28 protein-coding genes are annotated in these 24,802 nt (G+C 70.4%); 20 read left to right on the top strand and 8 right to left on the bottom strand.

What is annotated here, in order from left to right:
• Window positions 1-24 precede the first annotated feature (24 nt).
• Window positions 25-138 carry a cytochrome b6-f complex subunit V gene (petG, locus tag EVJ50_RS14755; RefSeq protein ID WP_006041770.1) on the bottom strand — a complete coding sequence of 38 codons (114 nt, stop codon included), beginning with the start codon at window positions 136-138 and terminating at the stop codon, window positions 25-27.
• Between the two features lie 54 nt (window positions 139-192).
• Between petG and EVJ50_RS00655 the strand changes: the two genes are divergently transcribed.
• The 13 genes from EVJ50_RS00655 (at window position 193) to EVJ50_RS00595 (ending at window position 11,439) form a co-directional block, all read left to right on the top strand.
• On the top strand, window positions 193-606 hold the full coding sequence (locus tag EVJ50_RS00655; RefSeq protein ID WP_225322997.1) for a cytochrome c: 414 nt from the start codon (window positions 193-195) through the stop codon (window positions 604-606).
• Complete coding sequence (locus tag EVJ50_RS00650) at window positions 603-1,373, top strand: RNA methyltransferase (protein ID WP_150881906.1); 771 nt, start codon at window positions 603-605, stop codon at window positions 1,371-1,373. The genes EVJ50_RS00655 and EVJ50_RS00650 overlap by 4 nt, the downstream gene beginning before the upstream one ends.
• 34 nt (window positions 1,374-1,407) lie before the next feature.
• Entirely contained in the window at window positions 1,408-2,490 is a 1,083-nt protein-coding gene (locus tag EVJ50_RS00645) for a serine hydrolase (RefSeq protein WP_225322996.1), read from the top strand.
• The gene (locus EVJ50_RS00640; protein WP_225322995.1) at window positions 2,487-3,950 is read left to right on the top strand and encodes a DUF3370 domain-containing protein; all 1,464 of its coding nucleotides are present in this window, start codon (window positions 2,487-2,489) and stop codon (window positions 3,948-3,950) included. Before EVJ50_RS00645 ends, EVJ50_RS00640 begins: the two co-directional genes overlap by 4 nt.
• A complete protein-coding gene (bchI, locus tag EVJ50_RS00635; protein ID WP_150881904.1) occupies window positions 3,941-5,035 on the top strand; it encodes a magnesium chelatase ATPase subunit I in 1,095 nt (364 codons plus the stop codon). Before EVJ50_RS00640 ends, bchI begins: the two co-directional genes overlap by 10 nt.
• Before the next feature lie 21 nt (window positions 5,036-5,056).
• Entirely contained in the window at window positions 5,057-5,524 is a 468-nt protein-coding gene (ruvC, locus tag EVJ50_RS00630; protein WP_150881903.1) for a crossover junction endodeoxyribonuclease RuvC, read from the top strand.
• On the top strand, window positions 5,521-6,147 hold the full coding sequence (locus EVJ50_RS00625) for a 5-formyltetrahydrofolate cyclo-ligase (protein WP_225322994.1): 627 nt from the start codon (window positions 5,521-5,523) through the stop codon (window positions 6,145-6,147). Before ruvC ends, EVJ50_RS00625 begins: the two co-directional genes overlap by 4 nt.
• A gap of 65 nt (window positions 6,148-6,212) precedes the next feature.
• Window positions 6,213-6,434 (top strand): hypothetical protein, encoded by a 222-nt coding sequence (locus EVJ50_RS00620; protein WP_150881902.1) that lies wholly within the window; start codon window positions 6,213-6,215, stop codon window positions 6,432-6,434.
• Window positions 6,416-7,018, top strand: coding sequence for a hypothetical protein (locus tag EVJ50_RS00615; RefSeq protein WP_150881901.1), 603 nt, complete (start codon window positions 6,416-6,418; stop codon window positions 7,016-7,018). Before EVJ50_RS00620 ends, EVJ50_RS00615 begins: the two co-directional genes overlap by 19 nt.
• 31 nt (window positions 7,019-7,049) lie before the next feature.
• Complete coding sequence (locus EVJ50_RS00610; RefSeq protein ID WP_150881900.1) at window positions 7,050-7,493, top strand: SufE family protein; 444 nt, start codon at window positions 7,050-7,052, stop codon at window positions 7,491-7,493.
• A 24-nt stretch (window positions 7,494-7,517) separates the two neighbouring features.
• Window positions 7,518-8,831 carry a homoserine dehydrogenase gene (locus EVJ50_RS00605; RefSeq protein ID WP_150881899.1) on the top strand — a complete coding sequence of 438 codons (1,314 nt, stop codon included), beginning with the start codon at window positions 7,518-7,520 and terminating at the stop codon, window positions 8,829-8,831.
• Window positions 8,828-10,423, top strand: coding sequence for an ABC transporter substrate-binding protein (locus tag EVJ50_RS00600; protein WP_225322993.1), 1,596 nt, complete (start codon window positions 8,828-8,830; stop codon window positions 10,421-10,423). The genes EVJ50_RS00605 and EVJ50_RS00600 overlap by 4 nt, the downstream gene beginning before the upstream one ends.
• On the top strand, window positions 10,420-11,439 hold the full coding sequence (locus tag EVJ50_RS00595) for an ABC transporter permease (protein ID WP_150881898.1): 1,020 nt from the start codon (window positions 10,420-10,422) through the stop codon (window positions 11,437-11,439). Before EVJ50_RS00600 ends, EVJ50_RS00595 begins: the two co-directional genes overlap by 4 nt.
• 26 nt (window positions 11,440-11,465) lie before the next feature.
• Here EVJ50_RS00595 and EVJ50_RS00590 read toward each other — a convergent pair whose 3' ends face one another.
• Window positions 11,466-13,127, bottom strand: coding sequence for an alpha/beta hydrolase (locus tag EVJ50_RS00590; RefSeq protein ID WP_225322992.1), 1,662 nt, complete (start codon window positions 13,125-13,127; stop codon window positions 11,466-11,468).
• Window positions 13,128-13,141: 14 nt separating this feature from the next.
• On the opposite strand from EVJ50_RS00590, the gene EVJ50_RS00585 reads away from it, so the two are divergent.
• Window positions 13,142-14,485: an MFS transporter gene (locus tag EVJ50_RS00585; RefSeq protein WP_225322991.1), complete on the top strand. Its 1,344-nt coding sequence runs from the start codon at window positions 13,142-13,144 to the stop codon at window positions 14,483-14,485.
• Here EVJ50_RS00585 and EVJ50_RS00580 read toward each other — a convergent pair.
• Window positions 14,409-15,116, bottom strand: a complete 708-nt coding sequence (locus tag EVJ50_RS00580) for a PilZ domain-containing protein (RefSeq protein WP_150881897.1) — start codon at window positions 15,114-15,116, stop codon at window positions 14,409-14,411. The two genes, EVJ50_RS00585 and EVJ50_RS00580, sit on opposite strands and share 77 nt — an antisense overlap.
• A gap of 81 nt (window positions 15,117-15,197) precedes the next feature.
• Window positions 15,198-16,289 (bottom strand): redox-regulated ATPase YchF, encoded by a 1,092-nt coding sequence (gene ychF, locus EVJ50_RS00575; RefSeq protein WP_150881896.1) that lies wholly within the window; start codon window positions 16,287-16,289, stop codon window positions 15,198-15,200.
• A gap of 126 nt (window positions 16,290-16,415) precedes the next feature.
• On the opposite strand from ychF, the gene EVJ50_RS00570 reads away from it, so the two are divergent.
• Window positions 16,416-17,543 carry an efflux RND transporter periplasmic adaptor subunit gene (locus tag EVJ50_RS00570; RefSeq protein ID WP_150884740.1) on the top strand — a complete coding sequence of 376 codons (1,128 nt, stop codon included), beginning with the start codon at window positions 16,416-16,418 and terminating at the stop codon, window positions 17,541-17,543.
• Here EVJ50_RS00570 and wecB read toward each other — a convergent pair whose 3' ends face one another.
• Window positions 17,544-18,668 (bottom strand): non-hydrolyzing UDP-N-acetylglucosamine 2-epimerase, encoded by a 1,125-nt coding sequence (wecB, locus tag EVJ50_RS00565; protein ID WP_150881895.1) that lies wholly within the window; start codon window positions 18,666-18,668, stop codon window positions 17,544-17,546.
• A gap of 380 nt (window positions 18,669-19,048) precedes the next feature.
• On the opposite strand from wecB, the gene EVJ50_RS00560 reads away from it, so the two are divergent.
• The gene (locus EVJ50_RS00560) at window positions 19,049-20,086 is read left to right on the top strand and encodes a type IV pilus twitching motility protein PilT (RefSeq protein ID WP_370455546.1); all 1,038 of its coding nucleotides are present in this window, start codon (window positions 19,049-19,051) and stop codon (window positions 20,084-20,086) included.
• Here the strand turns inward: EVJ50_RS00560 and EVJ50_RS00555 are convergent.
• Complete coding sequence (locus EVJ50_RS00555) at window positions 20,069-20,290, bottom strand: high light inducible protein (RefSeq protein ID WP_225322989.1); 222 nt, start codon at window positions 20,288-20,290, stop codon at window positions 20,069-20,071. The genes EVJ50_RS00560 and EVJ50_RS00555 overlap by 18 nt on opposite strands.
• A 112-nt stretch (window positions 20,291-20,402) precedes the next feature.
• Entirely contained in the window at window positions 20,403-21,491 is a 1,089-nt protein-coding gene (gene tsaD, locus EVJ50_RS00550) for a tRNA (adenosine(37)-N6)-threonylcarbamoyltransferase complex transferase subunit TsaD (protein ID WP_150881893.1), read from the bottom strand.
• A gap of 103 nt (window positions 21,492-21,594) precedes the next feature.
• Here tsaD and EVJ50_RS00545 point away from each other — a divergent pair, with 103 nt between their 5' ends.
• The gene (locus EVJ50_RS00545; RefSeq protein ID WP_150881892.1) at window positions 21,595-22,074 is read left to right on the top strand and encodes a Photosystem I reaction center subunit III; all 480 of its coding nucleotides are present in this window, start codon (window positions 21,595-21,597) and stop codon (window positions 22,072-22,074) included.
• 77 nt (window positions 22,075-22,151) lie between these two features.
• On the top strand, window positions 22,152-22,268 hold the full coding sequence (gene psaJ / locus EVJ50_RS00540; protein ID WP_150881891.1) for a photosystem I reaction center subunit IX: 117 nt from the start codon (window positions 22,152-22,154) through the stop codon (window positions 22,266-22,268).
• A 55-nt stretch (window positions 22,269-22,323) separates the two neighbouring features.
• Here the strand turns inward: psaJ and gmk are convergent, their stop codons facing one another.
• Entirely contained in the window at window positions 22,324-22,947 is a 624-nt protein-coding gene (gmk, locus tag EVJ50_RS00535; RefSeq protein ID WP_225322988.1) for a guanylate kinase, read from the bottom strand.
• An 88-nt stretch (window positions 22,948-23,035) separates the two neighbouring features.
• Here gmk and EVJ50_RS15295 point away from each other — a divergent pair, with 88 nt between their 5' ends.
• Together EVJ50_RS15295 and EVJ50_RS00530 are read left to right on the top strand one after the other, a co-directional pair.
• Window positions 23,036-23,575 carry an NFACT family protein gene (locus tag EVJ50_RS15295; protein WP_370455545.1) on the top strand — a complete coding sequence of 180 codons (540 nt, stop codon included), beginning with the start codon at window positions 23,036-23,038 and terminating at the stop codon, window positions 23,573-23,575.
• Window positions 23,536-24,786 (top strand): NFACT RNA binding domain-containing protein, encoded by a 1,251-nt coding sequence (locus EVJ50_RS00530; RefSeq protein ID WP_370455544.1) that lies wholly within the window; start codon window positions 23,536-23,538, stop codon window positions 24,784-24,786. The genes EVJ50_RS15295 and EVJ50_RS00530 overlap by 40 nt, the downstream gene beginning before the upstream one ends.
• The last annotated feature ends 16 nt before the right edge of the window (window positions 24,787-24,802 follow it).

Raw genomic sequence — 24,802 nt, 5'->3', positions numbered from 1 at the left:
ACGGCGGCAGCCGCGTTCTCTTTCTCAGCCACCCAGCGCACTGCCCCGGCGGTACTGGTTCCACGCCGCCACGAACAGACCCAGAAGGGTCACAGGAATCAGCCCCAGGACGATTCCGCAGAGGAGGGGCTCGATCATGACGCGTTCCGGTCAGGGTGTCGGCCACAATTGTTCCATGGTCCTTCGGCTTTTGTGACCGGTTCGCCATCCACCTCAACAGCTGCGGATGCCGCCACGACGGAAGCCCGCAGCGGCGACGCCCGCAGCCTGATCAGCGGCCTGCTGCTGGCCGCGGCCGTGGCCTGCATCGCTCTGCTGCTGGTGGTGCTGCCGGCGTCACGGCGCGACCCCTACGTTCGGGCCACCCTCGCCCTCGAGGGATCGGCCGGCAGCGGCGACCAGTTGTTCCGCATGAACTGCGCCAGCTGCCACGGCGCGGAGGCCCGCGGGCTCGTGGGTCCCAACCTTCATGGCGTCAGCCGCCGCCGCAGCGACAGCGCCCTGATCCACCAGGTGGTGAGCGGTGAGACCCCGCCCATGCCCAGCTTCGAACCCAACCCGCAGGCCATGGCTGACCTGCTCGCCTACCTGCACAGCCTGGAGTGATCGCCCCCCTGGTGGTGGTGCTGGTCGAGCCGGAGGGGGCCCTGAACGTGGGCAGCGTGGCCCGGCTCTGTGCCAACTTCCCCGTTGAGCAGTTGCGGCTGGTGGCCCCTCGCTGCGATCCGGATGGTCCCGAGGCCCGGCGCATGGCCGTGCACGGTCAAGAGGTGCTCCGGCAGGCCCGCATCGATCCCGGCCTCCGGCAGGCCCTGGCGGACTGCCACAGGGTGGTGGCCTGCAGCGCCCGGCTCGAGCCGGAACCGGTTCCCGCGCTCTCGGTTCCCGAGGCGCTCGACTGGCTGCAGTCCGCTGCCGAGGGTGAGCGGGCTGCCGTGGTGTTCGGCCGGGAGTCGCGGGGGCTGAGCAACGAGGAGCTCCTGCAGGCCAACCGCCTGCTGCGCATCGACACAGGCTCGCCCTACGGCTCGCTCAACCTCTCCCATGCGGTGGCCGTGGTGCTGCACAGCTGGATGGAACGGCAGCGCCGGCCGGGCGCGAGCGGATCGGGACCTGGCCATGGCGCCCTTGCGGCCGACGGAGCGGCCGCTACAAGGGAGGACCTCCCGCCCAACGGTGTTCTGGATGCCTGCCTGGAGGATGCCGAGCAGCTGCTGCTGAATGCGGGCTTTCTCCTGCCTCACACCGCCCGTGCCCGCATGGCCAAGTTGCGCGCTCTCCTGAACCGCGCCGACATCACAGACAGCGAGGTGGCACTGCTGCGAGGCATGGTGCGCCAGCTCCGCTGGGCCTCGCGCCATCCCCATGCCTAGCGTTCCGGTCCAGCTTCCATCCATGCAGGCCCCCGTGTCCCGGTCCTCCTCTCCTCGTGCCGCCGCAGGCTGGGGCCGGCCGTTCCGTCTGGTGCTGAGGCTTGCCGTACTCGGTGTGGGCCTGGGGGTTCTCACCGGCTCCGGCCTCAAGCTGATGGCACCCCACTGGCAGGCCCGCTCGGGGGCAGACGCCGGGAGCACCGACGCCGGTCAGGGCAACGAACCGCAGACGGTCCGCGCACTGCCGGAGGGCCTCCCCAGTGGGCGGTTCGAGACCAGCAGCGAGCTCAGCGCCATCAGTGAGCGCTGGCGGACTCTGGCCGCGGCCCAGCCCGATCTCAAGGCCAGCGGATTCCTGCTGATCCTCGACGACGGCCGATACGCCCAGCTGGCGGCCGGTGAACCCCGATCAGCCGCCAGTTCGATCAAGACGCCGATCCTGCTTGCCGCCCTCGAGGGGATCGACGCCGGCAGCCAACGCTGGGATGCCCCGCTCACCATGGACCAGGAGGTGATCGGAGGCGGTGCCGGCTGGATGGCCTCCAAGCCCGTGGGAACGCGCTTCCCGCTGCATGAGGCGGCCACCGAGATGATCCGGGTCAGCGACAACACCGCCACGAACCTGGTGATCCGGGCCGCCGGTGGGCAGGAGGCGGTCAACCGTCGCTTCCAGGATCTCGGGCTGACCGCCACGGTGGTCAACAACTGGCTGCCGGATCTCGAGGGCACCAACACCACGAGCACCCGTGACCTGGCCCGCACCCTGGCCCTGGTCGACACCGGCGAGCGGCTCTCGCCCAGGGCGCGGGATCTGTTCAAGGAGGTGATGGCCACCTCCCGCACCAACACCCTGCTGCCGGCGGGCCTGCTCAAGGGGCTCGGCGGGGGCGGGGGCAACGTTGACGACGCCCTGATGGCCAAGGGGGTGTCCGTCTACAACAAGACCGGTGACATCGGCATCGCCTACGCCGATGCCGGGCTGATCCACCTGCCGGACGGCCGACGCGCCGTGGCGGCCTTCATGGTGGAGGGCCCCTTCAACGACCCCCGCTCCACCGACCTGATCCGCGCCATGGCGGCCGCGATGGCGCCCACCCTGATGCAGGCTCCGCAATGAGGCGCCCGGATCTCCTCTCGACACGCCGCGGGCGGCTACCGCTGCTGGCGATGCCGCTGCTGCTGGCGGGAACCCTCGGCCTGGCCCTGGCCTCCGACGCCGCATCGGCCCGAACGCCGCAGGCGGATGGCGAGCAGCTCCGCTGTCAGCGGGTGCGCCCCCTGAGCGGTGCGCTGGATGACGTGCCGATGCTCAACGACAACAACCCGGAACTGATCCGGGAGCCCGGCATCCTTCTCTCCACCTTCGATGCCGAGCGCTTCGGCAGCGAGGGCAGCGATGCCCACCTGAACCTCCCCCTCTCCGGGCGGTTCGATCTGTTCAGTCACCACGTGTACGCCGGCCGGCCCGATCGACTCGATTCGACCCTCTGGCTGGCGGTGGTGGCGGCGCCCGCCACCAGCGGCACCGGGCCGATTGCCCTGCGACTGCTGGAGGGGGCCACATCCCTCTCCCAGGCGACGCGGCAGGGACAGGTGGCGGCTCCCTTCCTGCCGCTACCTCCGGTGATCGCGGAGACCACCGAGCCGGTGTTCTCCGGGCCGGGCAGCCGGGTGGCCGGCGAGTTGCTGCGGGGCGAGAGCACAGCGCAGCTGCCTCAGCAATGGACCATCGACGACGGTCCCGCCACGGTGCTGCTGACCCTGCCCCTGCCGGTGGAGGGACTCGACCCCCTTCTCAACGGCCGCAACCTGCAGCTGCGTCTGGAAAGCGATGGCCCGTTGAGCGTCGCCACCCTGGCCACCTACGGCCCGCCGGATGCCCCCCCGTCCGCCGACGTCTGGCGCGATCTGCTGGCCTCGGGTCGCTTCAGCCCCCGGGAGCACAGCCCCACACCCCGCGGGGCGCCGGGCGGGATCGTGTACTCCCGCGTCAACGGCGTTCAGCTCGGGCAGCGCTGGCAGGCAACCCTGACCTCACCGGAGAGCAGCAGCCTCCGTGCAGCCGACGCGCCGGTGTCCTGGCCGATCAGCAGCCTGGAACGGGGCCGGCTCGGCACGGGCCAGGTGCAGACCGCCGAGCTGGAACGCTTCGTGCCGGACACGGCCTGGGCCGCCCACGGCAACTACGGCGTCGAATACGACCTCACCCTGCCCCTCCACAACGACGGCGATGCCCCCGTCGCCCTCGATCTGGCTCTGGAATCGCCTGTGAAGACCGATGAGCCGATCGGTGGTCTTCGCTTCCGCAGCCCCCCCGGCAAGGCCGTGATGTTCCGCGGCCCGGTCGAGGTGAGTGGCCTTGATGGCGCCTCGGGTCGTCCCGCCGGCGCCCGCCGCTTCCACCTGGTGGCCCGCCAGGGTCAGGCGGGCCCTGCCCTGGGCCGGATCACCCTCGCGCCCGGGGAGGAGCGCCGGGTGCGGGTGCGGCTGATCTACCCGGCCGACGCCACGCCGCCGCAGGTGCTCAGCCTGCTGCCTGTGAAACAATCCCCAGCGATCTCCAGCCCATGCCCGTGAGCCAGCGCAGTCAGAGCCGGGTCTTCCCGTTCGCCGCGATCGTGGGGCAGGAGGAGATGAAGCTGGCCCTGCTGCTCAACGTGATCGACCCCCGCATCGGCGGCGTGATGATCATGGGCGATCGCGGCACGGGCAAATCCACCACGATCCGAGCCCTGGCCGATCTGCTGCCGGGCATCGAGGTGGTCGCCGGCGACCCCTACAACAGCGCCCCGGACGACCCGGACCTGCAGAGCAGTGAGGTGCGCCAGCGCCTCGACCACGGCGAGACCCTGCCCGTCGAGCAGCGTCAGGTGCCGATGGTGGACCTGCCGCTCGGCGCCACCGAAGACCGCCTCTGCGGCACGATCGACATCGAGAAGGCCCTGAGCGAAGGGGTGCGGGCCTTCGAACCCGGCCTGCTGGCCAAGGCGAACCGGGGCCTCCTCTACGTGGACGAGGTCAACCTGCTCGATGACCACCTCGTCGATGTGCTGCTGGATTCAGCCGCCTCCGGCTGGAACACGGTCGAGCGGGAGGGTGTGTCGGTGCGGCACCCGGCACGCTTCGTGCTGATCGGTTCCGGCAACCCGGAGGAGGGGGAACTGCGGCCGCAGCTGCTTGACCGCTTCGGGATGAGCGTGGAGGTGCGCACCGTGCGCGATCCCGAGCTGCGGGTGCAGGTGGTAGATCAGCGCACCCGCTTCGATGCCGATCCGGATGGCTTCGCAAGCGAGGTGGCGGAGCAGCAGGCCACCATCGCCGCCCGGGTGGTGGAGGCCCGCGAGCGGCTGGGATCGGTCCAGCTGGATCCCGACCTGCGGATCCGCATCTCCGCGGTGTGCGGCGAGCTGGATGTGGATGGTCTGCGCGGCGACATCGTGACCAACCGGGCCGCCCGGGCACTGGCGGCCCTCGAGGGCCGCAGTGAGGTGCAGGAGAGCGATGTGGCCCGTGTGGTGGCCTGCTGCCTGCGCCACCGTCTGCGCAAGGATCCACTGGAGCAGATCGATTCGGGCGATCGCGTGGTGAAGGTCTTCTGCAAGGTCTTCGAGCAGGCGGAACCGGAGGACATGGAGGCCTTCCAGCTGGCCCTGGCGAGCTGAGGCGGGCCGGGCAACCGCACCATGCGCATGCTCGGCATCGATCCCGGACTGGCCCGGGTGGGCTACGGCCTGATCGAAACGGAGCGCGGCCGCCGGCACCGGATGCTCGACTGCGGCATCCTCCGCACCGATCCGGGACGTCCGGAAGCCGAGCGGCTGGTGGAGATCGCCGGCGACCTGCGCCGCCTGATCCGGGCCTGGCGGCCCGATCAGGCCTCGGTCGAGAAGTTCTTCTTCTATCGCTCCAGCACCACCATCAGCGTGGTTCAGGCGCGGGGGGTCGTGATGATGACCCTGGCCCGGTTCCACATCCCGGCGCTGGAGTACCCCCCCATGCAGATCAAGCAGGCCCTGACCGGGGATGGCCATGCCGACAAGCAGCAGGTGCTCACCGCGGTGATGCGTGATCTGGAGCTGGAGGATCCGCCCCGGCCCGACGACGCGGCCGATGCTCTGGCCGTGGCCCTCACCGGTCTGCTGCGGCGGTGAGCGGGACCGGGAGCGGCGGGGCCGAGGGCGCGGTCAAGGAGGATCTGCGGCGGCAACTGAAAGCCGCCCGCCGCGAGGCACTCGAGACGGAACCCGGGGCGATCCTGGCCAGCGCGATCCGGCATCTGCCACCGCTGCTGGCCCGACTCGGCCGGAGCGGTGCCCTCGGGCTCTACTGGCCTCTGCGGGGGGAGCCGGATCTGCTGGCTCTGCCGGAGCAGCTGACCGAGCGGTGCGGGCTGAGCGGCGTCGCCCTGCCGGCCGTGACCGCATCCGGGGAGCTGGGCTACCGGGCCTGGAGGGCCGGCGGACCGCTGGTTCCGGATGCCTGCGGCATCCCGGCGCCGCCCGGCACGGAACCCGCGCTGGCACCGGATGCACTGGCCCTGCTGCTGGTGCCGGGCCTGGCCGTGGACGAGGGCGGCTACCGACTGGGCTACGGCGGCGGCTACTACGACCGGCTGCGGGCCCGGGCCGCCTGGCGCGGAGTTCCCGCCCTGGTGGTGCTGCCGTCCTGCTGCCGCCGCCGGCGGCTGCCCAGGGAGAGCTGGGATGTGCCCTTCCACGGCTGGCTGAGTGAGGACGGACTGGAATGGTTGCAAGCTGTTGAGCTGGATTGCTGATTCGGTTACGGGATCACCGGGCTCTGCAAAGATCAACCAGCCAGAGCCTCAGGCCTGTGTCCCGCATGCTTCAGCCCTGCCCGTCCTGGGGTCATCACGCCAGCCCGGCGGAGCGCCTCTCCGATTCGGCCCGCAGCATGGGGGGCTCGGCCGCGGAGCAGGTGATCGCCTCCGAGCTGAGCCAGCGCGGCGCCTCCAGTCCGGCCCTGGCGATGATGGTGGCCTCCGTCGGCCGCATGGTCAACGCCGGCGCCGCATCGCCGAGCCGTTGGTCGGCCGGGGCCTGACGGTCGAGCGCCGACCGGCGGCCCTTGACCGGCCGCCCGACATCGGCCTCAATGCTTCCCATTCCGTCTTCGACACCATGGTTCCCGGAGGTCGTTTCACCCCCTGGCATGGCCTTGCGGCCGCCGTCGCCCTGAGCGTTGTGGTCACGCCTCCGGCGGTCCGATCCCACGCGATCGAGTCGACGCTGATGCACCTCGCCGATCTGCAGGACGACTGGCCGGAGCAGGAGAATGGCCTGACGATCAGCAGTCGCTTCTCCACCGGCGAACCCGCCACTGATGCCGTGGTGCGCCTGCTTCCGCCCGATGGCTCCGAGCCGGTGGAGGTGGGCCGCACCGATGCCAGCGGCAGCCTCAGTTTCACCCTGCCCAGCCAGCTCGATGGAACCTGGGAGATCCAGGTGGATGGGGGCCCCGGCCATCGCGACTACCTGGAGATGCCGGTGCGGGAAGCCCGGCCGCGGCCCGACGAGGTCGTGCTGCAGGCTCCGTCCCCCTGGCGCCCCGCCCCGGCCCCGACGGGCCTGGCCCTGCTGCTGGGTGGCGTCCTCAGCGGCGCGGTCGTTAGCCTCAGGCGCCGCTGAGATCCGACCAGCGGTCCAGCGCCGCACCCCCATGCCCAGCACCGCCAGCCCGACTCTGGACCGCATGGTGTCCAGGCTCCGGGACACCAGTGATCCGAGGCGCCGGTACGAGTACGTGCTCTGGCTGGCACGGCGCCTCGAACCCCTGCCGGAGGAGCTGAAGCAGGAGGTGTTCAAGGTGCGCGGCTGTGTGTCCCAGGTCTATGTGGTGGGCCATCTGGAGGAGGGCCTGCTCCGCTGGCAGGGCGAGTCCGATGCCCAGATCACCAAGGGATTGCTGGCCCTGCTGATCGAGGGTCTCAGCGGGCTCAGGCCGGATCAGGTGGCGGAGATGGACCCCGGCTTCATCGCCGAAACCGGGCTGCAGGCCAGCCTGACCCCATCGCGGGCCAACGGCTTCCTCAACATCTTCCGGATGATGCAGTCCCAGGCCGGTGCCCTCGCCGCCGCAGACCCCAGCCCAGCGGATTTCTAGGATCGGGCGTCACGCGCTTCCACCATGGGGATCGGCATCGGCCTGCTGGGGCTGGGAACCGTCGGGGGCGGCGTCGCCGAGATCATTCAGGAGGCGAGCGGGCGGCATCCACTGGTGCAGGCCCTCAGCCTGAAACGGGTGGCGGTGCGGGATCCCTCCCGCCCCCGCTCGGTGGCTGTGCCGGCCGGGGTGCTCACCACCTCGCCGGAACAGGTGGTGGACGATCCCGGAGTGGAGATCGTGGTGGAACTGATCGGCGGTCTGGAGCCGGCCCGCACCCTGATCCTGCGGGCGATCGCCGCCGGCAAATCGGTGGTCACCGCCAACAAGGCCGTGATCGCGCGCCATGGTGAGGAGATCGCCGCCGCCGCCGCCGAGGCCGGGGTCTACGTGCTGATCGAAGCCGCCGTGGGTGGCGGCATCCCGATCATCGAGCCGCTCAAGCAGTCCCTGGGAGGCAACCGCATCCGCCGGGTGAGCGGCATCATCAACGGCACCACCAACTACATCCTCACCCGCATGGCCGGCGAGGGTGCCGGCTACGCCGAGGTGCTGGCCCAGGCCCAGGAGCTGGGCTATGCGGAGGCGGACCCGGCGGCGGATGTGGACGGCCATGACGCCGCCGACAAGATCGCGATCCTGGCCGGGCTGGCCTTCGGCGGCCCGGTGGATCGCCTGGCGATCCCCACCGAAGGCATCAGCCGCCTGGACGGGCGCGATGTCGGTTACGCCCGACGGCTGGGATACGCGGTGAAGCTGCTGGCCACCGCCCAGGCCCTGGAGGAGGCCGAGGACGATCCGCAGGGAGCCCGGCCGCTCGACATCCAGGTGCACCCCACCCTGGTGCCGCTGGATCACCCGCTGGCGGGTGTGAACGGGGTGAACAACGCGATCCTGGTGGAGGGGGATCCCATCGGTCAGGTCATGTTCTATGGCCCCGGCGCCGGGGCCGGGCCCACGGCATCGGCCGTGGTGGCCGACATCCTCAACATCGCCGGGATTCGCCAGGTGCAGAGCGAGGGCCGCAGCCTCGATCCCCTGCTGGCCGCCGGCAGCTGGCGTCGCTGCGTGCTGGCCGACCCCAGCCGCAGCCGCCATCGCAACTACGTGCGCCTGAAGACGCGGGATGAGCCCGGCGTGATCGGCACGATCGGCCGCTGTTTCGGTGATCGCGGCGTCTCGATCCAGTCGATCGTGCAGCTGGAGGCCCAGGGCGCGGCCGCCGAAATCGTGGTGATCACCCACGAGGTGAGCGAAGCGCGCTTCCAGGAGGCGATGGCGGCGATCCGCTCCCACGGCGCCATCGACGCCGTCGCTGCCTGTCTGCGCACCCTGTGATCGGAGCCGCGGCACCCCGCCAGCGCTGCCCGGCCCTGGGGCTGACGCTGGCCCTCGCTCTGTCCGGCAGCCTGCTCGGATGCGCCACCCCTCGTGATCTCAACCGGATCGTGGTGGCCCGCAAGGCCCGGGTCGATTCGGTGGATCCGGTGCAGGCCGTGAGCCTCGGTGCGATCCAGCTGCTGGCCGCTCTCGGCGATCCCCTCTACCGGCTCGGGCCGGACGGCACCCTCACTCCGGTGCTCGCAGCGGCGGCGCCACGGCTGAGCGCCGATGGCCTGCAGGCGACCGTGCGGCTGCGTGAGGGGCTGCGCTTCCACGACGGCACTCCACTGGATGCGGCCGCGCTCGTGTTCAGCCTCGAGCGGTTCATGGCGATCGGACGCCTGAGCTACCTGCTGCGCGATCGGGTGGCGGCACTGGAGGTCATCGCACCGCTGGAGATGCGGCTCACGCTCAAGGCCCCCTATTCCCCACTGCCGGAGCTGCTGAGCAGCACCCTGCTCACGCCGGTCTCGCCCACGGCCTACCGCGATCATGCCGATCGCCCCCTGAACACCCGCTTCGTGGGCACCGGCCCCTACCGACTGGCCGCCTTCGACCCCCAGCGTCAGCGGTTGGAGCCCTGGCAGGACTATCCCGGACCGCCACCGGCGAACCGCGGCCTGGACCTGATCAGCTTCAGCAACTCCACGGCTCTCTTCGGCGCCCTCCTCAGCGACGAGGTGGACGTGCTGCTCTCCTCCTCCCTGGAAAGCGACCAGCAGCGGGCCCTCCATCAACGGGCCGGACAGGGAGGACTGAAGGAGGCGGTGGGTCCGGCCCTGGGCATCACCTATCTGGCTCTGCGCACGGACCAGCCCCCCCTCGACCGGCCGGAGCTGCGCCGTGCCCTGGCGCTCAGCGTTGCCCGCAGGCCGGTGAACGCCCGCGTCAGCCACGGGCTGAACCGACCCTGGCGCAGCGTGGTGCCGCCATCGATCGGCGGCTCACTGGCCGGTGCCTGGCCGGCCTACGACCCGGAGCAGGCGCGCCGGCTGCTCCGGCAGAGCGGCTACTGCCAAGGGGAGCGCCTGCAGTTGCCCCTCACCTTCCGCTCCAACAGCGCCAACGACCGCCTGTTCGCCCTCACCTGGCAGGCCCAGATCGCGCGCGACCTGGGCGACTGCATCAACCTCGAAACCAGCGGCGTGGAATCCACCACCGCCTACCGCCAGCTGGGGGACGGGGCCTTTCCGATGATCATGCTCGACTGGAAACCCGATTTTCCCGACGCGGACAGCTACCTCAGCCCACTGCTCAGCTGCCGGGAGTCGGAGGGCGAGCGCTGCCTGGCCGGTGAGAGCGCCTCGGGCGGCAGCTTCTGGACCCGTCCGGGGCTTCAGGAGCAACTGGTGCGCAGCCAGGAGATCCGGGGTGAGGCACGCACGCGAGTGCTCGAGGACATCCAGCGGGAGGCCGCCGGCGGCGTGCCGGTGATCCCGATCTGGCTGGAAGCGATCCGGGTCTGGGGACAGCCCCGCGTCGGCGGGCTCCAGTTCGACGGCACCGGCCTGCTCCGCCTGGCCAGGCTCAGCACCGAGGGCCGATGAGTCGCCACGCGGAACTGGGGCGCTACCTGGCCGGGCGTGTGCTGCTGGTGCCGGTGATGCTGTGGCTGATCGCCACCCTGGTGTTCCTGCTGCTGCGGGTGGCCCCGGGCGATCCGATCGATGCCCTGCTCGGCACTCGCGCCACCGAGGAGGCCCGTGCGGCCCTGCGGGGCCAGCTCGGGCTCGACCGACCGCTGCCGGCCCAGTACACCGGCTTTCTGCTGCAGTTGCTGCGCGGCCAGCTGGGCACCTCGCTCACGAGCGGCGAGGAGGTGATCGAGGTGATTCGTCGCAGCCTGCCCGCGAGCCTGGAACTGGGGCTGACCGCCCTGGTGCTGGCCGCCCTGCTGGGTCTGGCGGTGGGCTTCAGCGGCATCGCGCGACCGGAAGGGCGCCTCGATCTGGCCGGACGCCTCTACGGCATCGGCACCTACGCCCTGCCCCCCTTCTGGGCGGCGATGGTGATTCAACTGGTCTTCGCGGTCTGGCTGCGCTGGTTGCCGGTGGGCGGCCGCCTGCCGCCATCGCTGCCACCACCGGATGGCAGCGGCTTCTACGTGCTCGATGCCCTGGTCAGCGCTGATCGACCCCTGCTGGTCGCCAGCCTGCGGCATCTGGCGCTGCCGGCCTGCACCCTGGGTCTGCTGCTGAGCGGCGTGTTCACCAACGCCCTGCGGCTCAACCTGCGGCGTGCCCTCCAGTCCGACTACGTGGAAGCGGCCCGCAGCCGCGGCCTTCCGGAGCGCCGTGTGGTGCTGCGCCATGCCCTCCCCAATGCGCTGCTGCCCGTGCTGACCATCACCGGGATCACGGTGGCCTCTCTGATCGGGGGTGCCCTGCTGATCGAGGTGACCTTCTCCTGGCCTGGCCTGGCCTTCCGGCTGCAGGAGGCGATCGCCCAGCGGGACTATCCCGTGGTGCAGGGGATCGTCGTGACGGTGGCGGCCCTGGTGGTGCTGGTGGGCGTGCTCGTCGACATCCTGGTGGCCCTGCTCGATCCACGCATCCGCTTCTGAGGGGCCCGGCTCGCGCCGGCGGGGGGTCAGCGCAGCGATCGGCGCACGCGCCGGGCCTCCGCGGGACCGAGGACATGGGCCAGCACGGTGGGATCCCGGTACCGCTGGGGCCTCAGGCCACGGCCTTCCGGGGCCGGCCCCGAGGCGCCGCCCCCGGGTGACGGGGCGGCCGGCAGCACCTCGAGGAAGTCGACGGTGAAGCTGAGCAGGGCACGCTGCACCGCCAGCGGCGCCACCCCCACCAGCTCCTCGCCCAGCTGGAACAGGTCGGCACCGTCCCCGTCGCCCTCCACCCGGATCACCGAGAAATGACTGCCGCCCTCCACCAGCACCGCCCGGCTGCGGCGGCTGTGCATCGGGGCCAGCAGCGCCAGCTGCTCGCGCAGGGGAGGGGTGATCAGGTCGAGGGTTCCGCCGGAGAGCAGCACCGGAACCGGCAGTGGGGCCAGCCCGCCGCGCGGCCAGAGCAGGCTGCCGAAGCTGTTGAAGGCCACAATGGCCGCCAGGCGGGGCGGCGGCTGGACCAGCGGCAGATCCACCTGATCCAGCTCGCACTGAAGCAGGCTCGACAGATTGGTGAGGGGCAGATCCTCCAGGGCGCGCTCGCAGCGCCGGGGCAGGCCCGGCTCCGGCTCGAGGCCGGCGGCAAGGAACGCGGTGAGGGCCCCGAGGGAATGACCCATCAGCACCAGATCCCCCTCGGGCAGGGCGAGCCGGCCATCGGTACCGGCCGCCAGGACCGCCTGCAGGTCCGCCAGCCGGGTGGGGAGCACCTCGGCGCCGGGGGGCGGTCGCTCACCCAGCAGCATCTGCCGAACCGCCAGGTCGTCGCTGCCGGGGTGCTGCAGCACCACCACCGGCCAGCCCCTGGAAGCCAGGGAGCCGCTGAGCCAGCGGAAGTGGTCGGGCCGGCTGCCGAGTCCCGGCATCAGGAGCACCCACTGCCGCCGGGGCGCCCCCCCACTGGCCGGCCAGATCTCCAGGGGCAGGGGCTGGCGGCGATGGGAGACGGCCAGCTCAACCGCACGAGGACCGGCAGAGGGCGAGCCGGCCGGTCCCGTCGGTTCCGGGCGATCGGACCGTGGCGGGGCACCGGCCAGGGGAAGCCTCCGCAGCTGGGTGATGAGGGCCTCCTGCCGCTTCAGCTCCCGACGCCAGCGGCGGGCGAGGGAGAGGATCGCGTCCACATCGATCCGCACCCGGTCCGAGGGAAGCTCCCGCAGCAGGTCGAGGGCGGTGACCTGGGGCTGGCGCTCCAGCAGATCCTGCAGGGTCTGGACCACCGCGGCGCCGCCGGGGCGGTCATCGACCTCGATCATGTCCCCCAGCTGCTCGATCACCTGCTGCCCGGCCCAACTGCGCAGCATCTGCTGCGCCAGGCTGCGATCCTTCAGCAACGGCGCCCTCAGCAGATGCAGCACGTCCGCCCGGCTCCGGCCATCGAGCAGGGCCAGCCAGGCCTCCATCTCGGACCGGGGCGCCATCGGTGCACTGAGGGCTGCCCCCGGAGCCTCGGGAGCGAGACGCTCCAGCTCCGCCAGCGGCAGGGGGAGCACCATCCCGTCGAGCTCCACGAGCACCTCCTCCGCGCCCCACACCGGCGGAGCGCACGCATGGGGCAGGGCCAGGATCAGCGCGGCCGTGGCGCTGATCCCGCTCAGGCGTCGTCGTGATCGCCCACGTCTCACCGGGATCCGCAGCAGTGCGATGGCTGCTCCAGTTTCCCGCAGCTCTGCGCGAGCTGGCGCTGGTGCGCCTGGTGGGCTCCTTCGGGGCCGGTGGCGTGGTCTATCTCACACCCCTGGTGTTCCACCAGGCCGCCTTCCAGGCCACGGAAGTGGGCGGCGGCCTGGCCGCCGCCGCCCTGGCGGGAACTCTGGGACGGTTCGCCAGCGGCGTGGTGCTGGATCGCGGGGTGCCCTGCAGTCGTCCGGTGATCGCCGCCGCCGGGCTCGCCATGGCTGCCGACGCACTGCTCTGGGGGGCGCACAGCCTCGGGCCGTTCCTGCTGGGACAGCTCCTGCTCGGGCTGGCCATGGGCCTGTACTGGCCGGCAATCGAACTGGCGGTACCACTCTGCAGCGGGCCCTCCGGCTCCAGCCGCGCCTTCGCGCTGGTGCGCAGCGCCGACGCCCTCGGTATCGCCGCGGGCACGCTCACCGGAGCTCTGCTGGCGCGGGGGGAGCAGCTGCGTGGGATCTACGGCGTGGATCTGCTCTGCCTGACCCTGATGGTGGTTCTGCTGGTCCGCCGGCCCCTGCCGGCCGGCGGCAGCCCGGGCCGCCAACGCTCGCAGCGACGGGAGTGGAGCTGGCTGCCCGACCTGATCCCTCTGCTGCTGATCAGCGTCGTGGCCACCGCCATGCCGACCCTGATGCAGAGTGCACTGCCGCTGGATCTGGTGAGGGGGGGCCTGCAGCGGCCTGCCCTGCCTCAGCAGATCGGCGCCCTTCTCATCGGGGTTCAGCTCAGCCTGCTGGTGGTGCTGCAGTGGCCGGTTGGGCGGTGGCTGGCCAGACGATCGGTGGCCCGGGGCCTCGCCATCAGCCAGCTCAGCTTCTGCGTCGGGTCCGCCCTGTTGGCCCTTTCACCGCTGTGGCGCTCCGGTGCGGCTCTCGTGCTGGCCGCCCAGCTGCCCATCGCCCTTGGCCAGGCCAGCTTCCTGCCGGTGGCCACCGAAGCGGTGGTTCAGCTCACGCCGCCGCGGCACCAGGGCCTGGCCATGGCCCTGTTCTCCCAGTGCTTCGCCCTCAGCGCCCTCACCGCGCCGCTGCTGGCCGGCTGGCTGCTCGACAGCCAGGGCCATGGTGTGGCGGTCTGGTCGCTCATGGCTCTGGCCTGCACCGGCTGCCTGCCATTGGTGGGCCTGCTGGACCGACGCCAGAGGACGCTCCTGATTGCCGCCCTCACGGAGAAGGAGGGCGAGGAATCACGGGAGCGGGTGCTGTACCGCCTGGAGGCTCAAAGCGTCAGTCGTCCGCCCAGTGCTCCCGGGTCAACACCGCCAGGGGGGTCTGGGACAGGTTCTGGGGCGCATCGAACATGAAGCCGTAAACGAAGGACACCTCCTCCACCACGGCTTTCCATCGCAGGGTGACCCCCACGCTGAAGGTGGCGGCGGTGGTGGTGTCGCAGATGGTGATGCAGCCCGTGGCGCCACGTTCGATCGGGACCGCCTTGTCCGACAGGATGCTGCAGCCGCCGGAACTGATGTCCCACAGCTCGCCGAAGAGCTTGTGTCCCTCGATCTCCAGCCAGGCCTCCGCCATCATGTGCGGCACCTGAAGGCGCTTCCAGCGGCGGCGCTGACGGCTGCGCCGTTCCTCGAGCCGCCGCTCCAGCGACGGATCCTGCGGCCCGGATCCATCCGGGTCGCGCCGTTCCGCCTCGCGGCGGTCGCTGCGCCGGTCGCCGCGGCGATCCGAGCGGCGGTCGCCGCGCCGGTCCTCACGGCGGTCACTGCGGCGATCCTGCCGGCGGTCGCCGCGACGCTCCGGCAGCCCGCCCAGGCCGAACGGGGACCCCGGCAGTGGGCCGGCCGGTCCGCGTGGCGCCGCCGGAGTGGCGGGAGGGGAGGGGGGAACGCTCCTCGGGAAGAGGGAGGACCCGCTTCGGGGGGTGGCCGGTCGTGACGACCCGGCGCCGCCAGCGGAGGAGCCTGTGGGATCAGACGTCATCGGTCGGGAGCCCCGCACAGCCTCATTTCAAACCTAAGCACGGCTCCCAGCGCGTGCACCCCACCGGTACCCAGCGCCGGATCAGACGTTGAAGAGGAACTCCATCACGTCTCCCTCCATCACCTCGTACTCCTTTCCCTCACTGCGGAGCCAGCCCCGCTGACGGGCCTCGGCAAGGGACCCCGCCTCCAGCAGCCGGTCCCAGGCGATGGTCTGGGCGCGGATGAATCCCCGTTCGAAGTCGGTGTGAATCACACCGGCCGCCTGGGGGGCCGTCATCCCGGCGTGGAAGGTCCAGGCCCGGGTCTCCTTCTCGCCGGTTGTGAAATAGGTGCGCAGGCCGAGCAGGCGGTAGCTGGCTCGGATCAGGGTTCTGAGGCCTCCTTCACTCACACCCAGATCCTCCAGATAGGCGCTGCGTTCATCCTCTCCGAGGTCGACCAGTTCCGCCTCCACCTGGGCGGAGACGCGCACCACCTCAGCGCCGTCGGCAGCGGCCTGAACCGCGAGAGCCGCCACGAGGGCGTTGCCCTCCGCCAGGTCGGTCTCGCTCACATTGGCGGCGTAGATGATCGGCTTGGCGGTGAGCAGCCCCAGTGGCCGCAGCATCTCGGCCTCCTCGTCGGCCAGCGTCACCGTGCGGGCACCGTCCCCCCGGGTGAGAGCCTCCTGCACACGGGCCAGAGCCTCGTCCTCCTGACGGGCGGCCGCACTGGTGCGCAGCTGCTTGCGCAACCGCTCGCGCCGGCGTTCCACCTGCGCCAGATCGGCCAGGGCCAGCTCGAGATGAATCACCTCCACATCCCGGAGCGGATCGACGCTGCCGGAGACGTGGATGACGTCGTCGTCCTCGAAGCAGCGCACAACGTGAACGATGGCATCCACCTGACGGATGTTGGCCAGGAACTGATTGCCGAGACCCTCACCCTGGCTCGCGCCTTTCACCAGACCGGCGATGTCGACGAATTCCATGCGCGTCGGGATGATCTCGCGCGACTGACTCAGACCGGCCAGCGGCTCGAGACGCTCATCCGGCACGGCAACCACACCGGTGTTGGGTTCGATCGTGCAGAAGGGAAAGTTGGCCGCCTGGGCCTGGGCATTGGCGACCAGTGCGTTGAAAAGGGTCGACTTGCCCACATTGGGCAGACCCACAATTCCTGCACTCAGCACGCGACGATCGACTAGGGCCCGCGCAGTCTGCACCGGCGCACGAAAGACTGGTGTGGCGTCGACGCGCCCGCCATTTCCTCCCCCGTGAGCCCGCCACACCCGATCCGGCCTGTGAGTGAGCCCGACATGACACGCCTGCCGCCACTGCCGAGCGGCCGGCCAAAGCGGCCCTGGCGCCTTCTCCTGGCCGGGGTGCTGGTCCTCGCCATCCTCGCTGGCGGGCTCTGGCGCTTCCGCCAGCGCGGTCGGGACCGCGATCTCACCCCATACGTCACCACGGCCGAGCGCGGCGTGTTGCCGGGTGTGGTCACGGCCAGTGGCGAACTGGAGGCGATCCGGCGGGTGAACGTGAGCCCGAAACGGGCCGGCCGGCTCGATTCGGTGACGGTGGAGGAAGGGGACACGGTCCGGCGCGGCCAGGTGATCGGACGCATGGACGACGGCGATCTGCGCGATCGCATCCAGGAGGCCCAGGCCCTGGTTCGTCAGGCCCGCGCCGAGGCCGACAGCAGCGCCAGCGAACTGGCCCGTCGGCGGCGGCTGCTGGACCAGGGGGCCATCAGCGTCGACAGCTTCAGCGCCTTCCGCACCCGCTCCCTCACCAGCGAGGACGCCTACAGAGCCGCGCAGGAGCGACTCGACCAACGCCGGATCGAGGCAGGCGAACTGGTGATCCGGGCGCCGTTCGACGGCGTGGTCACCGCCCGCTACGCCGACCCGGGCGCCTTCGTGACGCCCACCACCACCGCCTCGGCCACCGCCGGAGCCACCAGCTCCTCGATCGTGGAGCTGGCGCAGGGCCTCGAGGTGGTGGCCCAGGTTCCCGAGAGCGACATCGGTCGGCTCGCCGTCGGCCAGGACGCCTCGGTTCGGGTGGATTCCTTCCCGGATCAGCGGTTCCCGGCACGGGTCCATCGGATCGCTCCACGGGCGATCAAAACCAACAACGTCACATCCTTCGAGGTGACCCTGCGGCTGGTCGGCCCGGCTCCCGACCTGCGCATCGGCATGACAGCCGACATCGACTTCAGCACCGGTGACCTGCCAGCCCGCACCCTGGTGCCCACCGTCGCCGTGGTCACCGAGGAGGGCACCCCCGGCGTCCTCGTGGTGGACGGGAACGACGAGCCGCGCTTCCAGCCGGTGGATCTGGGGCCAAGCAGCGGCGCCATGACCTCGATCCTCTCCGGCCTGGAGCCCGGCAGCCGGATCTTCATCGATCGCCCGCCCTGGGTGCGGGACGGGGACGACTGATCAGCCGGGCTGTGCGGGCTCCTGCCGCTCCAGATGCTCCAGGGCGGCGGTGAGGATGCGGCTGCTCGCCGTCCCATCACCGAACGGATTGCGGGCCTGTGCCATCTCGGCATAGGCCTGCGGATCATCCAGCAGGCGGGCGGCCTCGGCGGCGATGGCCTCGGCGTCGGTACCCACCAGACGCGCGGTTCCCGCATCGATCGCCTCCGGTCGTTCGGTGGTCCGGCGGAGCACCAGAACGGGTTTGCCCAGCGCGGGGGCCTCCTCCTGCAGCCCACCGGAATCGGTGAGCAGCAGGCAGCAGCCGCGCATGGCCGCCACCAGGCGGTCGTAGTCCAGCGGTTCGCAGAGGAAGGCGCGTGGATGGGAGCCCAGCAGGTCCGTGAGCGGCTCGCGCACGACTGGATTGCGATGCAGCGGCAACAGCAGCGCGGTGTCGGGATGACTGTCCAGCACCCTGAGGAGGCCGGCCGCAATGGTGCGGAGCCGTTCGCCCCAGTTCTCACGCCGGTGCACCGTGACCAGCAGCACCCGCTGGCGCTCCCAGTCGAGACCGGGAACATCGCACCGGGGCGCCTGGCGCGCCATCAGCAGCAGGGCATCGATCACCGTGTTACCGGTGGTCAGGATGCGCCCCACCACGCCCGAGGCACCCAGGTTCTGCGCGGCACGGGGGGTCGGAGCGAAGTGGAGCCGACTGATCTGGGAGATCAGCCGGCGATTGGCCTCCTCCGGGAAGGGGTCGAGCAGGTCATCGGTCCGCAGCCCCGCCTCCACGTGTCCGACGGGGATCTGCTCGTAGAAGGCGGCCAGAGCGGCAGCGAAGGCGGTGGTGGTGTCCCCCTGGACGAGGACCAGATCGGGCGGGTGGGCCTGGAACTCCTCCCGCAGGCCCTGCAGTGCGGCGCAGGTGACATGGGTGAGGGTCTGGCGCGGTGCCATCAGCGCCAGATCGTGATCGGCCTCCAGCCCGAAGAGCGTCATGACCTGACTGACCATTTCGCGGTGCTGGCCGGTGAGCACCACACGGGTCTCAAGGGCATCGCATCCCCGGAAGGCCAGGATCACCGGTGCGAGCTTGATCGCCTCCGGCCGCGTGCCCAGAACGATGGAGACCCTGCTCACCTTCTGGCCTGCTCCGTGATGTCGAGCGCGATCCTAAGCAGCGCCTGGAGTGACTCCCCGCGTGCCGCAGCGGTGCTCAGCCGCGCCCGCAGGAAGGTTGCGAGCTGAGGGAATTGGCGGCGCCGGCAGGAGGCCGGCACCATACTGAAACATCGCGATGGCCCCTCTGCGCGCCACCTGCCCATGACGAAGCCGGTCTTCCCCCCAACCTTCTTCCCCGGTGGAGCAAGACCCGGCCAGCCTCCAGCCCAGGCGCCGCCGCAGGGGCTGCCCAGACCTCCGGTCCCCCCCCGGCAACCGACGCAGCGCCCCGACCGGCCGCTCCGGGTGCCGCCCCGCAGACCGCCCGGAGGGACGACGGTCCCAGCCTGCAGGATCTGGTGCGTATCGCCGACGAGAAGGGCTACTCCGATGTGCACCTGGGCGTGGGTGAGGTGCCGCGCTACCGCGAGCGGGGTGAGATCATTCCGACCGACTGGCCGGTCACGGACGACGCCACCTTCGTGGACTGGATGAAGGAGGTCCTGCCACCGGAGAAGATCGACAGCTTCCTGAGAAACAAGGACTTCGACGGGTCCTATGCCTTTCCCTTCGTGCGGGTCAGGATCAATCTGATGGACTCCCTGCTCGGGCCGGCGATGGTGCTGCGTCTGATCCCGAAGGAGATCCTGACGATGGAGCAGCTCAATCTTCCCGAGGTGCTTCGCGAACTGGCCTCCCGGCCCAAGGGGCTGGTGCTGATCACCGGTCCCACCGGCAGCGGCAAAAGCACAACATTGGCGGCGATGATCGACTGGATCAATCGCAATCAATCCCGGCACATTCTCACGATCGAGGATCCGGTGGAATTCGTGCATTCCAGCCGTCGCTCACTCGTGCGACACCGCGAGGTCGGGATGCACACGCACAAATTCCACAACGCGCTCAAGGCCTCCCTGAGGGAGGACCCGGATGTGATTCTGATCGGTGAAATCAGGGATCAGGAAACCCTGGGCACAGCCCTGGAAGCCTCCCAGACCGGTCACCTCGTCTTCGGCACCCTTCACACCAATTCCGCCGTCAAGACGGTGGAGCGGGTTCTGGGCATGTATGAGCCGGAGCAACAGGACAGCGTGCGCCGCTCTCTCTCGGAATCACTGCTCGGTGTGATCGCCCAGGGACTGATCCGCACCACGGATGGGAAACGTGCTGCTTATCACGACATCCTGGTGAACAGTGATGCCTGCAAAGATTACATCCAGCGGGGTGAACTGGACTCCGTCGAGGAGATCATGCAGCGCAGCCGCTTCGAAGGGATGTGCACGGCGAACCAGGTGCTCGCTGAACTGGTGGAGACCGGCAAAGTCGAGCCTGAGAAGGCCCTGGAGGCGAGCCTCAAGCCGAATGAACTGGCTCAGGCCCTACGCGGACGGCAGTGAGCGGATCACATTGATCAGCACCACCATCAGCAGGCCTGCGGTGAGGCCGAGCATGGCCATGCGCCCGTTCCAGATCTCGGCCTGAGGGGTGAAGCCGCGTCGCCAGGCGTTGAGTTCCTCGCGCTCCACCGGGATGAGCTCCACGTCATCCTGAACGGATGACTGCCCGGCGACGGTCTGATCGGTGGTGGTCGGTCCTGACATCGGGGGTTGGACCAAAGAGCCTCACGACCATAGTCAGAATGCGCGGCCCGACGGCAGCCGTCCCCCGGCCTGTCACATGGAACCGATCGCCAGGGGTGACGCAGCCTCGGCGTCAGAAGGGAGGCGGCTCCGCGTAGAGCGATTCGGCCCGATCCAGGGGCAGGCGGGCCGAAACCCCGAGCTCGAGCGCCGAGCCGGACGGGTGTCCGCTCAGCCGATCCAGTGCAGCGACACCGATCATGGCCGCGTTGTCGGTGCAGTAGGCCAGGGGGGCAGCGTGCACATCGAGGTCCTGGGCGGCCGCGCGGCTCTGCAGAAGCGCCCGCAGCCGGCGATTGGCGGCCACCCCGCCCACCAGCACCAGGGAGTACAGGTTGTGGTCGCGGGCACAGCGGCAGGCGCGCTCGACGAGCACGTCCGCCACCACCTGCTCGAAGCTGGCCGCCAGATCGGCCACCGGCAGGGCGGCCTCACCGGCGGCGGCGCTCTCTTCACGCAGCTGTTGCACCAGGCGGACCATGGCGGTCTTCAGTCCGCTGAAGCTGAAGTCGTAGGGATAGTGGCCGCCCTCCGGCCGCGACACGCGGCCGCGCGGCAGACGAAAGCGAGCGGGATCGCCGAGTTCCGCGGCGGCCTGAATCGCGGGGCCACCGGGATAGCCGAGACCCAGGAGCCGGGCGACCTTGTCGAAGGCCTCGCCGGCGGCATCGTCGTGGCTCCGGCCGAGTCGCTCGAAGCGCCCCGGCCCGTCGACCCGGATCAGCTCGGTGTGGCCACCACTGACCAGAAGCACCAGGTGCGGCAGGGACGGGGTTCGCTCGCCGAGCCGGACGCTGCACAGGTGCCCCTCCAGGTGGTGCATGCCCAGGAAGGGGAGTCCATACAGGCGTGCCAGGGTGCGGCCGGTGACCGACCCCACCAGCAGTGCTCCGGACAGCCCCGGCGCCACCGTGGCGGCAACGGCCTGCACCCGGCCGGCCCTCAGTGCAGCGGCCGCATCGATCCGCTCCAGCAGAACCGGCAGGGCCTCCACATGGCGGCGTGAGGCCAGTTCCGGCACCACACCACCCCAGCGCGCGTGTTCCTCCACCTGGCTGGCCACGGCATGGGCCAGCACCGCGATGCGTCCCTGTGGATCGCGCTCGACAAGGGCGGCAGCGGACTCGTCACAACTTGTTTCGAGGGCCAGAACTGTGGTCATCCGTTCACCAGCTCACCCCTACTGTTCGCGGGTGACATCCTGCCCGGCTGCACGCCAACTGCGTCACACCCTTCCCAACAGTCCCACCAGACATTCGGACCCGATGCGACGTCTCTTCGCCCTTGTCCTGTCCGCCTTCCTGATTCTCGGCATCGCCCCGATGGCCAGAGCGGATGTGGCCGGCCTCACTCCCTGCTCCGAAAGCCCCCGTTTCCAGGCCCGGGCCAGTGAGGCCTCCACGCCACAGGCGAAGGCACGCTTCGAGCTGTACAGCCAGGCCGTCTGCGGTGATGACGGCCTGCCGCGCCTGATCGTCGATGGCCGCTGGAGCCACGCCGGCGACTTCGTGATTCCCGGCATCATGTTCCTCTACATCGCCGGATGCATCGGCTGGGCGGGACGCGCCTACGTGATGGCGGTGCGTGGCTCCAAGAACGCCGCCATGCAGGAGATTCAGATCGACCTGGGGATCGCCTTCAAGAGCGTCCTGGCCTCCGCCACCTGGCCGATCGCCGCATTCAGCGAATTCACCAGCGGCAAGCTTCTGGAAGCCGACAACAAAATCACCGTTTCGCCGCGCTGAGACGAAATGACTCATTCACGGCGTTGACGCCGTGACGCGCTATTCCGTTTTCCATCCACTCCCTATCGATCCATTCGATGAAGAAGTTTCTCACCACGGCTCCGGTCTTTGCTGCCATCTGGTTCACGCTCACGGCAGGAATCATGATCGAGTTCAACCGCTTCGTTCCCGACCTCCTGTTCCATCCCCTTTGAGGTCCATCTTGAGGGCCATCGCCATCTGAGGTTCTGGATCGTCTCTGAGGACCATTCACCCCCTCATCGACCCCGCGGAATCCTCCGTGGGGTCATTGGTTTGGGTGTTGAGCTGCAGATGGCGCTCCAGCACATCCAGCGCGGCGTCAAGATCGTCGTTGATCACCACCGCGTCGAATTCCGCGGTGGCCTCCAGCTCCACCGCCGCCCGCCTGAGGCGGCGCTGAATGGCGTCCTCCGCTTCGGTGCCCCGCAGGCGGATCCGGCGCTCCAGCTCCTCCAGGGATGGGGGTGCGATGAAGATCTGCCGGGCCGCTGGAAAACTGCGGCGCACCTGTCGTGCCCCCTCCAGTTCGATCTCGAGCAGCACCGGATGCCCATCGCGGAGGTGCTGCTCAACCGGAGCCCTCGGGGTGCCGTAGCAGTTGCCGGCGAACTCAGCCCACTCGAGCAGACCGTCGCCACCGGCCTGCTCCATGAACTGCTCCCGGGTCATGAAGCGGTAGTGGACCCCCTCCTCCTCACCGGCGCGGGGAGGGCGCGTGGTGGCTGAGACAGAGAGCCACAGTTCAGGATGGCGCCTGAGCAGCCTGCCGATCAGCGTGCCCTTGCCCACACCACTGGGCCCCGCCAGCACCGTGAGCCGGGCGGGGGAAACAGGCCGGGACCGGCTGGGCATGGGCGCTGAAGGCACGGACGGCCCGCAGCGTAGGCAGGGTGCCGGCCGGGACCCCCGCGGCGCTGCCGCGGTTCGCCCACTGCAGGCCATGGACCTCACCAGCCTCAGGGCCGTTCTGAGTGAATTGCGGCCTGCGCTGGTGCCCAGTCGCTTCGAGAAGGCGCAGCAGCCCGACCCCCACACCCTGCAGCTGGCCCTGCGCACCCTCAGCGGGCTGCGCTGGCTGGAGATCTCCTGGCTGGCGGAGGCCCCGCGCCTGCTGCTGATTCCTCCTCCACCCCGTTGCGGCGACGGCAGCACCCTGGCCCGCCAGCTTCAGCACAGCCTCCACCACATGGCTCTCTGCGATGTGGTGCAGCGGGGCTTCGAGCGGGTTGTGGAGCTGCCCATGGCCCAGCGCCCCGGCGCCGTGATCGAGCGCCGCCTCGTGGTGGAGCTCATGGGGCGCCACAGCAACGTGCTCCTGCTCGATGAAGGAGGCCGTGTGATCACCCTCGCCCGACAGGTGAGCGTCCGCCAGTCCCGCCTGCGGCCCCTGGCCACCGGAGACCCGTACCAACCGCCGCCCGCCCCCGGGGGCGGCCCCCGATGGCGAATGAGACCTTCGAGCACTGGCGCGATCTGCTGACCCTGGTGCCGGAGCCTCTGGGGAAGGCCCTACGGAACACCTATCGCGGCATCAGCCCGGCCCTGGCCCGTCAGCTGGCCGAGGAGGCCTCGGGCGACCCCGGCGCACCGGGCAGCGATGCCGCGGCGGACACACCCCTGCCGCTGCGGCTGACCGGTGAGGTCGCCGAAGCGGAATGGGCCGGGCTCTGGCAGGCCTGGCAGCGCTGGCTGGGCGCCCTGGAGAACGGGCACTTCCAGTTCCGGGGCACCGAGGATGGGGGCTACCGCTGCTGGGGGCGGTGCCCACCGGACGGACCGAGCGGGGGAGAACGCCGGTCCGCACCGATCAATGACGCCCTGGCGACCTACTACCGCAGCCGGCTGGGGGAGCGCCGCCTGCTGGAGCGCACACGGCAGCTCAGCCAATGGCTCAGCAGGGCCGAGGAGCGCGAGCAGGCCGCCCTGAACGACCAGCGCCGGCGGCTGGAGGCCGCGACCGAGGCCCAGTCGCTGCGGGAGGAGGCCGATCGAATCCTCTGCCGTGCCAACCCGAGCCGGGAGGAACTCGATCAGGCGCAGGCTTTTTATCACCGCAGCCGCAGACTGCGGCGCTCCCTGGAGAGCGTGCCGGCGCGGATCGAGCACCACCGCCTGAGGCTGGAGTCGATCCAGGCGAGCCAGACCTATCTCGAGGCCATCGAAACGGATCCGTCCGCGCCGGAGGCGGCCCTCCAGCAGCTGGAGGAACTGCGCCTGGACTGCTCCGACTGGGTGGACGCCGCCGCAGGCCGCGCCTCACGACGCCGGTCCCGCCCTGCGGCGAGCGCTGTGCCCAGGCCGCTCGAGCTGCGGAGCCCCTCCGGTCTCAGGCTGCTGGTGGGCCGGAATCACCGACAGAACGACTGGATCAGCCTGCGTCAGGCCAGGCGCGGGGACCTCTGGTTTCATGCCCAGGAATGCCCCGGCAGCCATGTGGTGCTGAAGAGTTCGGAATCGGCCGCCCAGCCCGCTGACATCCAGCTGGCCGCGGACGTGGCGGCGTTCTGCAGTCGCGCCCGTGGCAGCCGGCATGTCTCGGTGCAGATGGTGCCCGCCGATCAGCTGCAGCGCATCCCCGGCACGGCTCCGGGCACCGTGCGGCACCGGGGCGCCGAGGTGATCTGGGCCGATCCGGCACGGGCGTGCGGGGTGGTGCAGGAGGCCTCTTCCGAAGCCAGCGGGAGTCCTTAGGGTCTGGGAACCGCAC

The sequence above is a fragment of the Synechococcus sp. RSCCF101 genome (assembly GCF_008807075.1).
Taxonomy (GTDB): Bacteria; Cyanobacteriota; Cyanobacteriia; order PCC-6307; family Cyanobiaceae; genus RSCCF101.
This window is presented reverse-complemented; position numbering and strand designations above follow the sequence as displayed.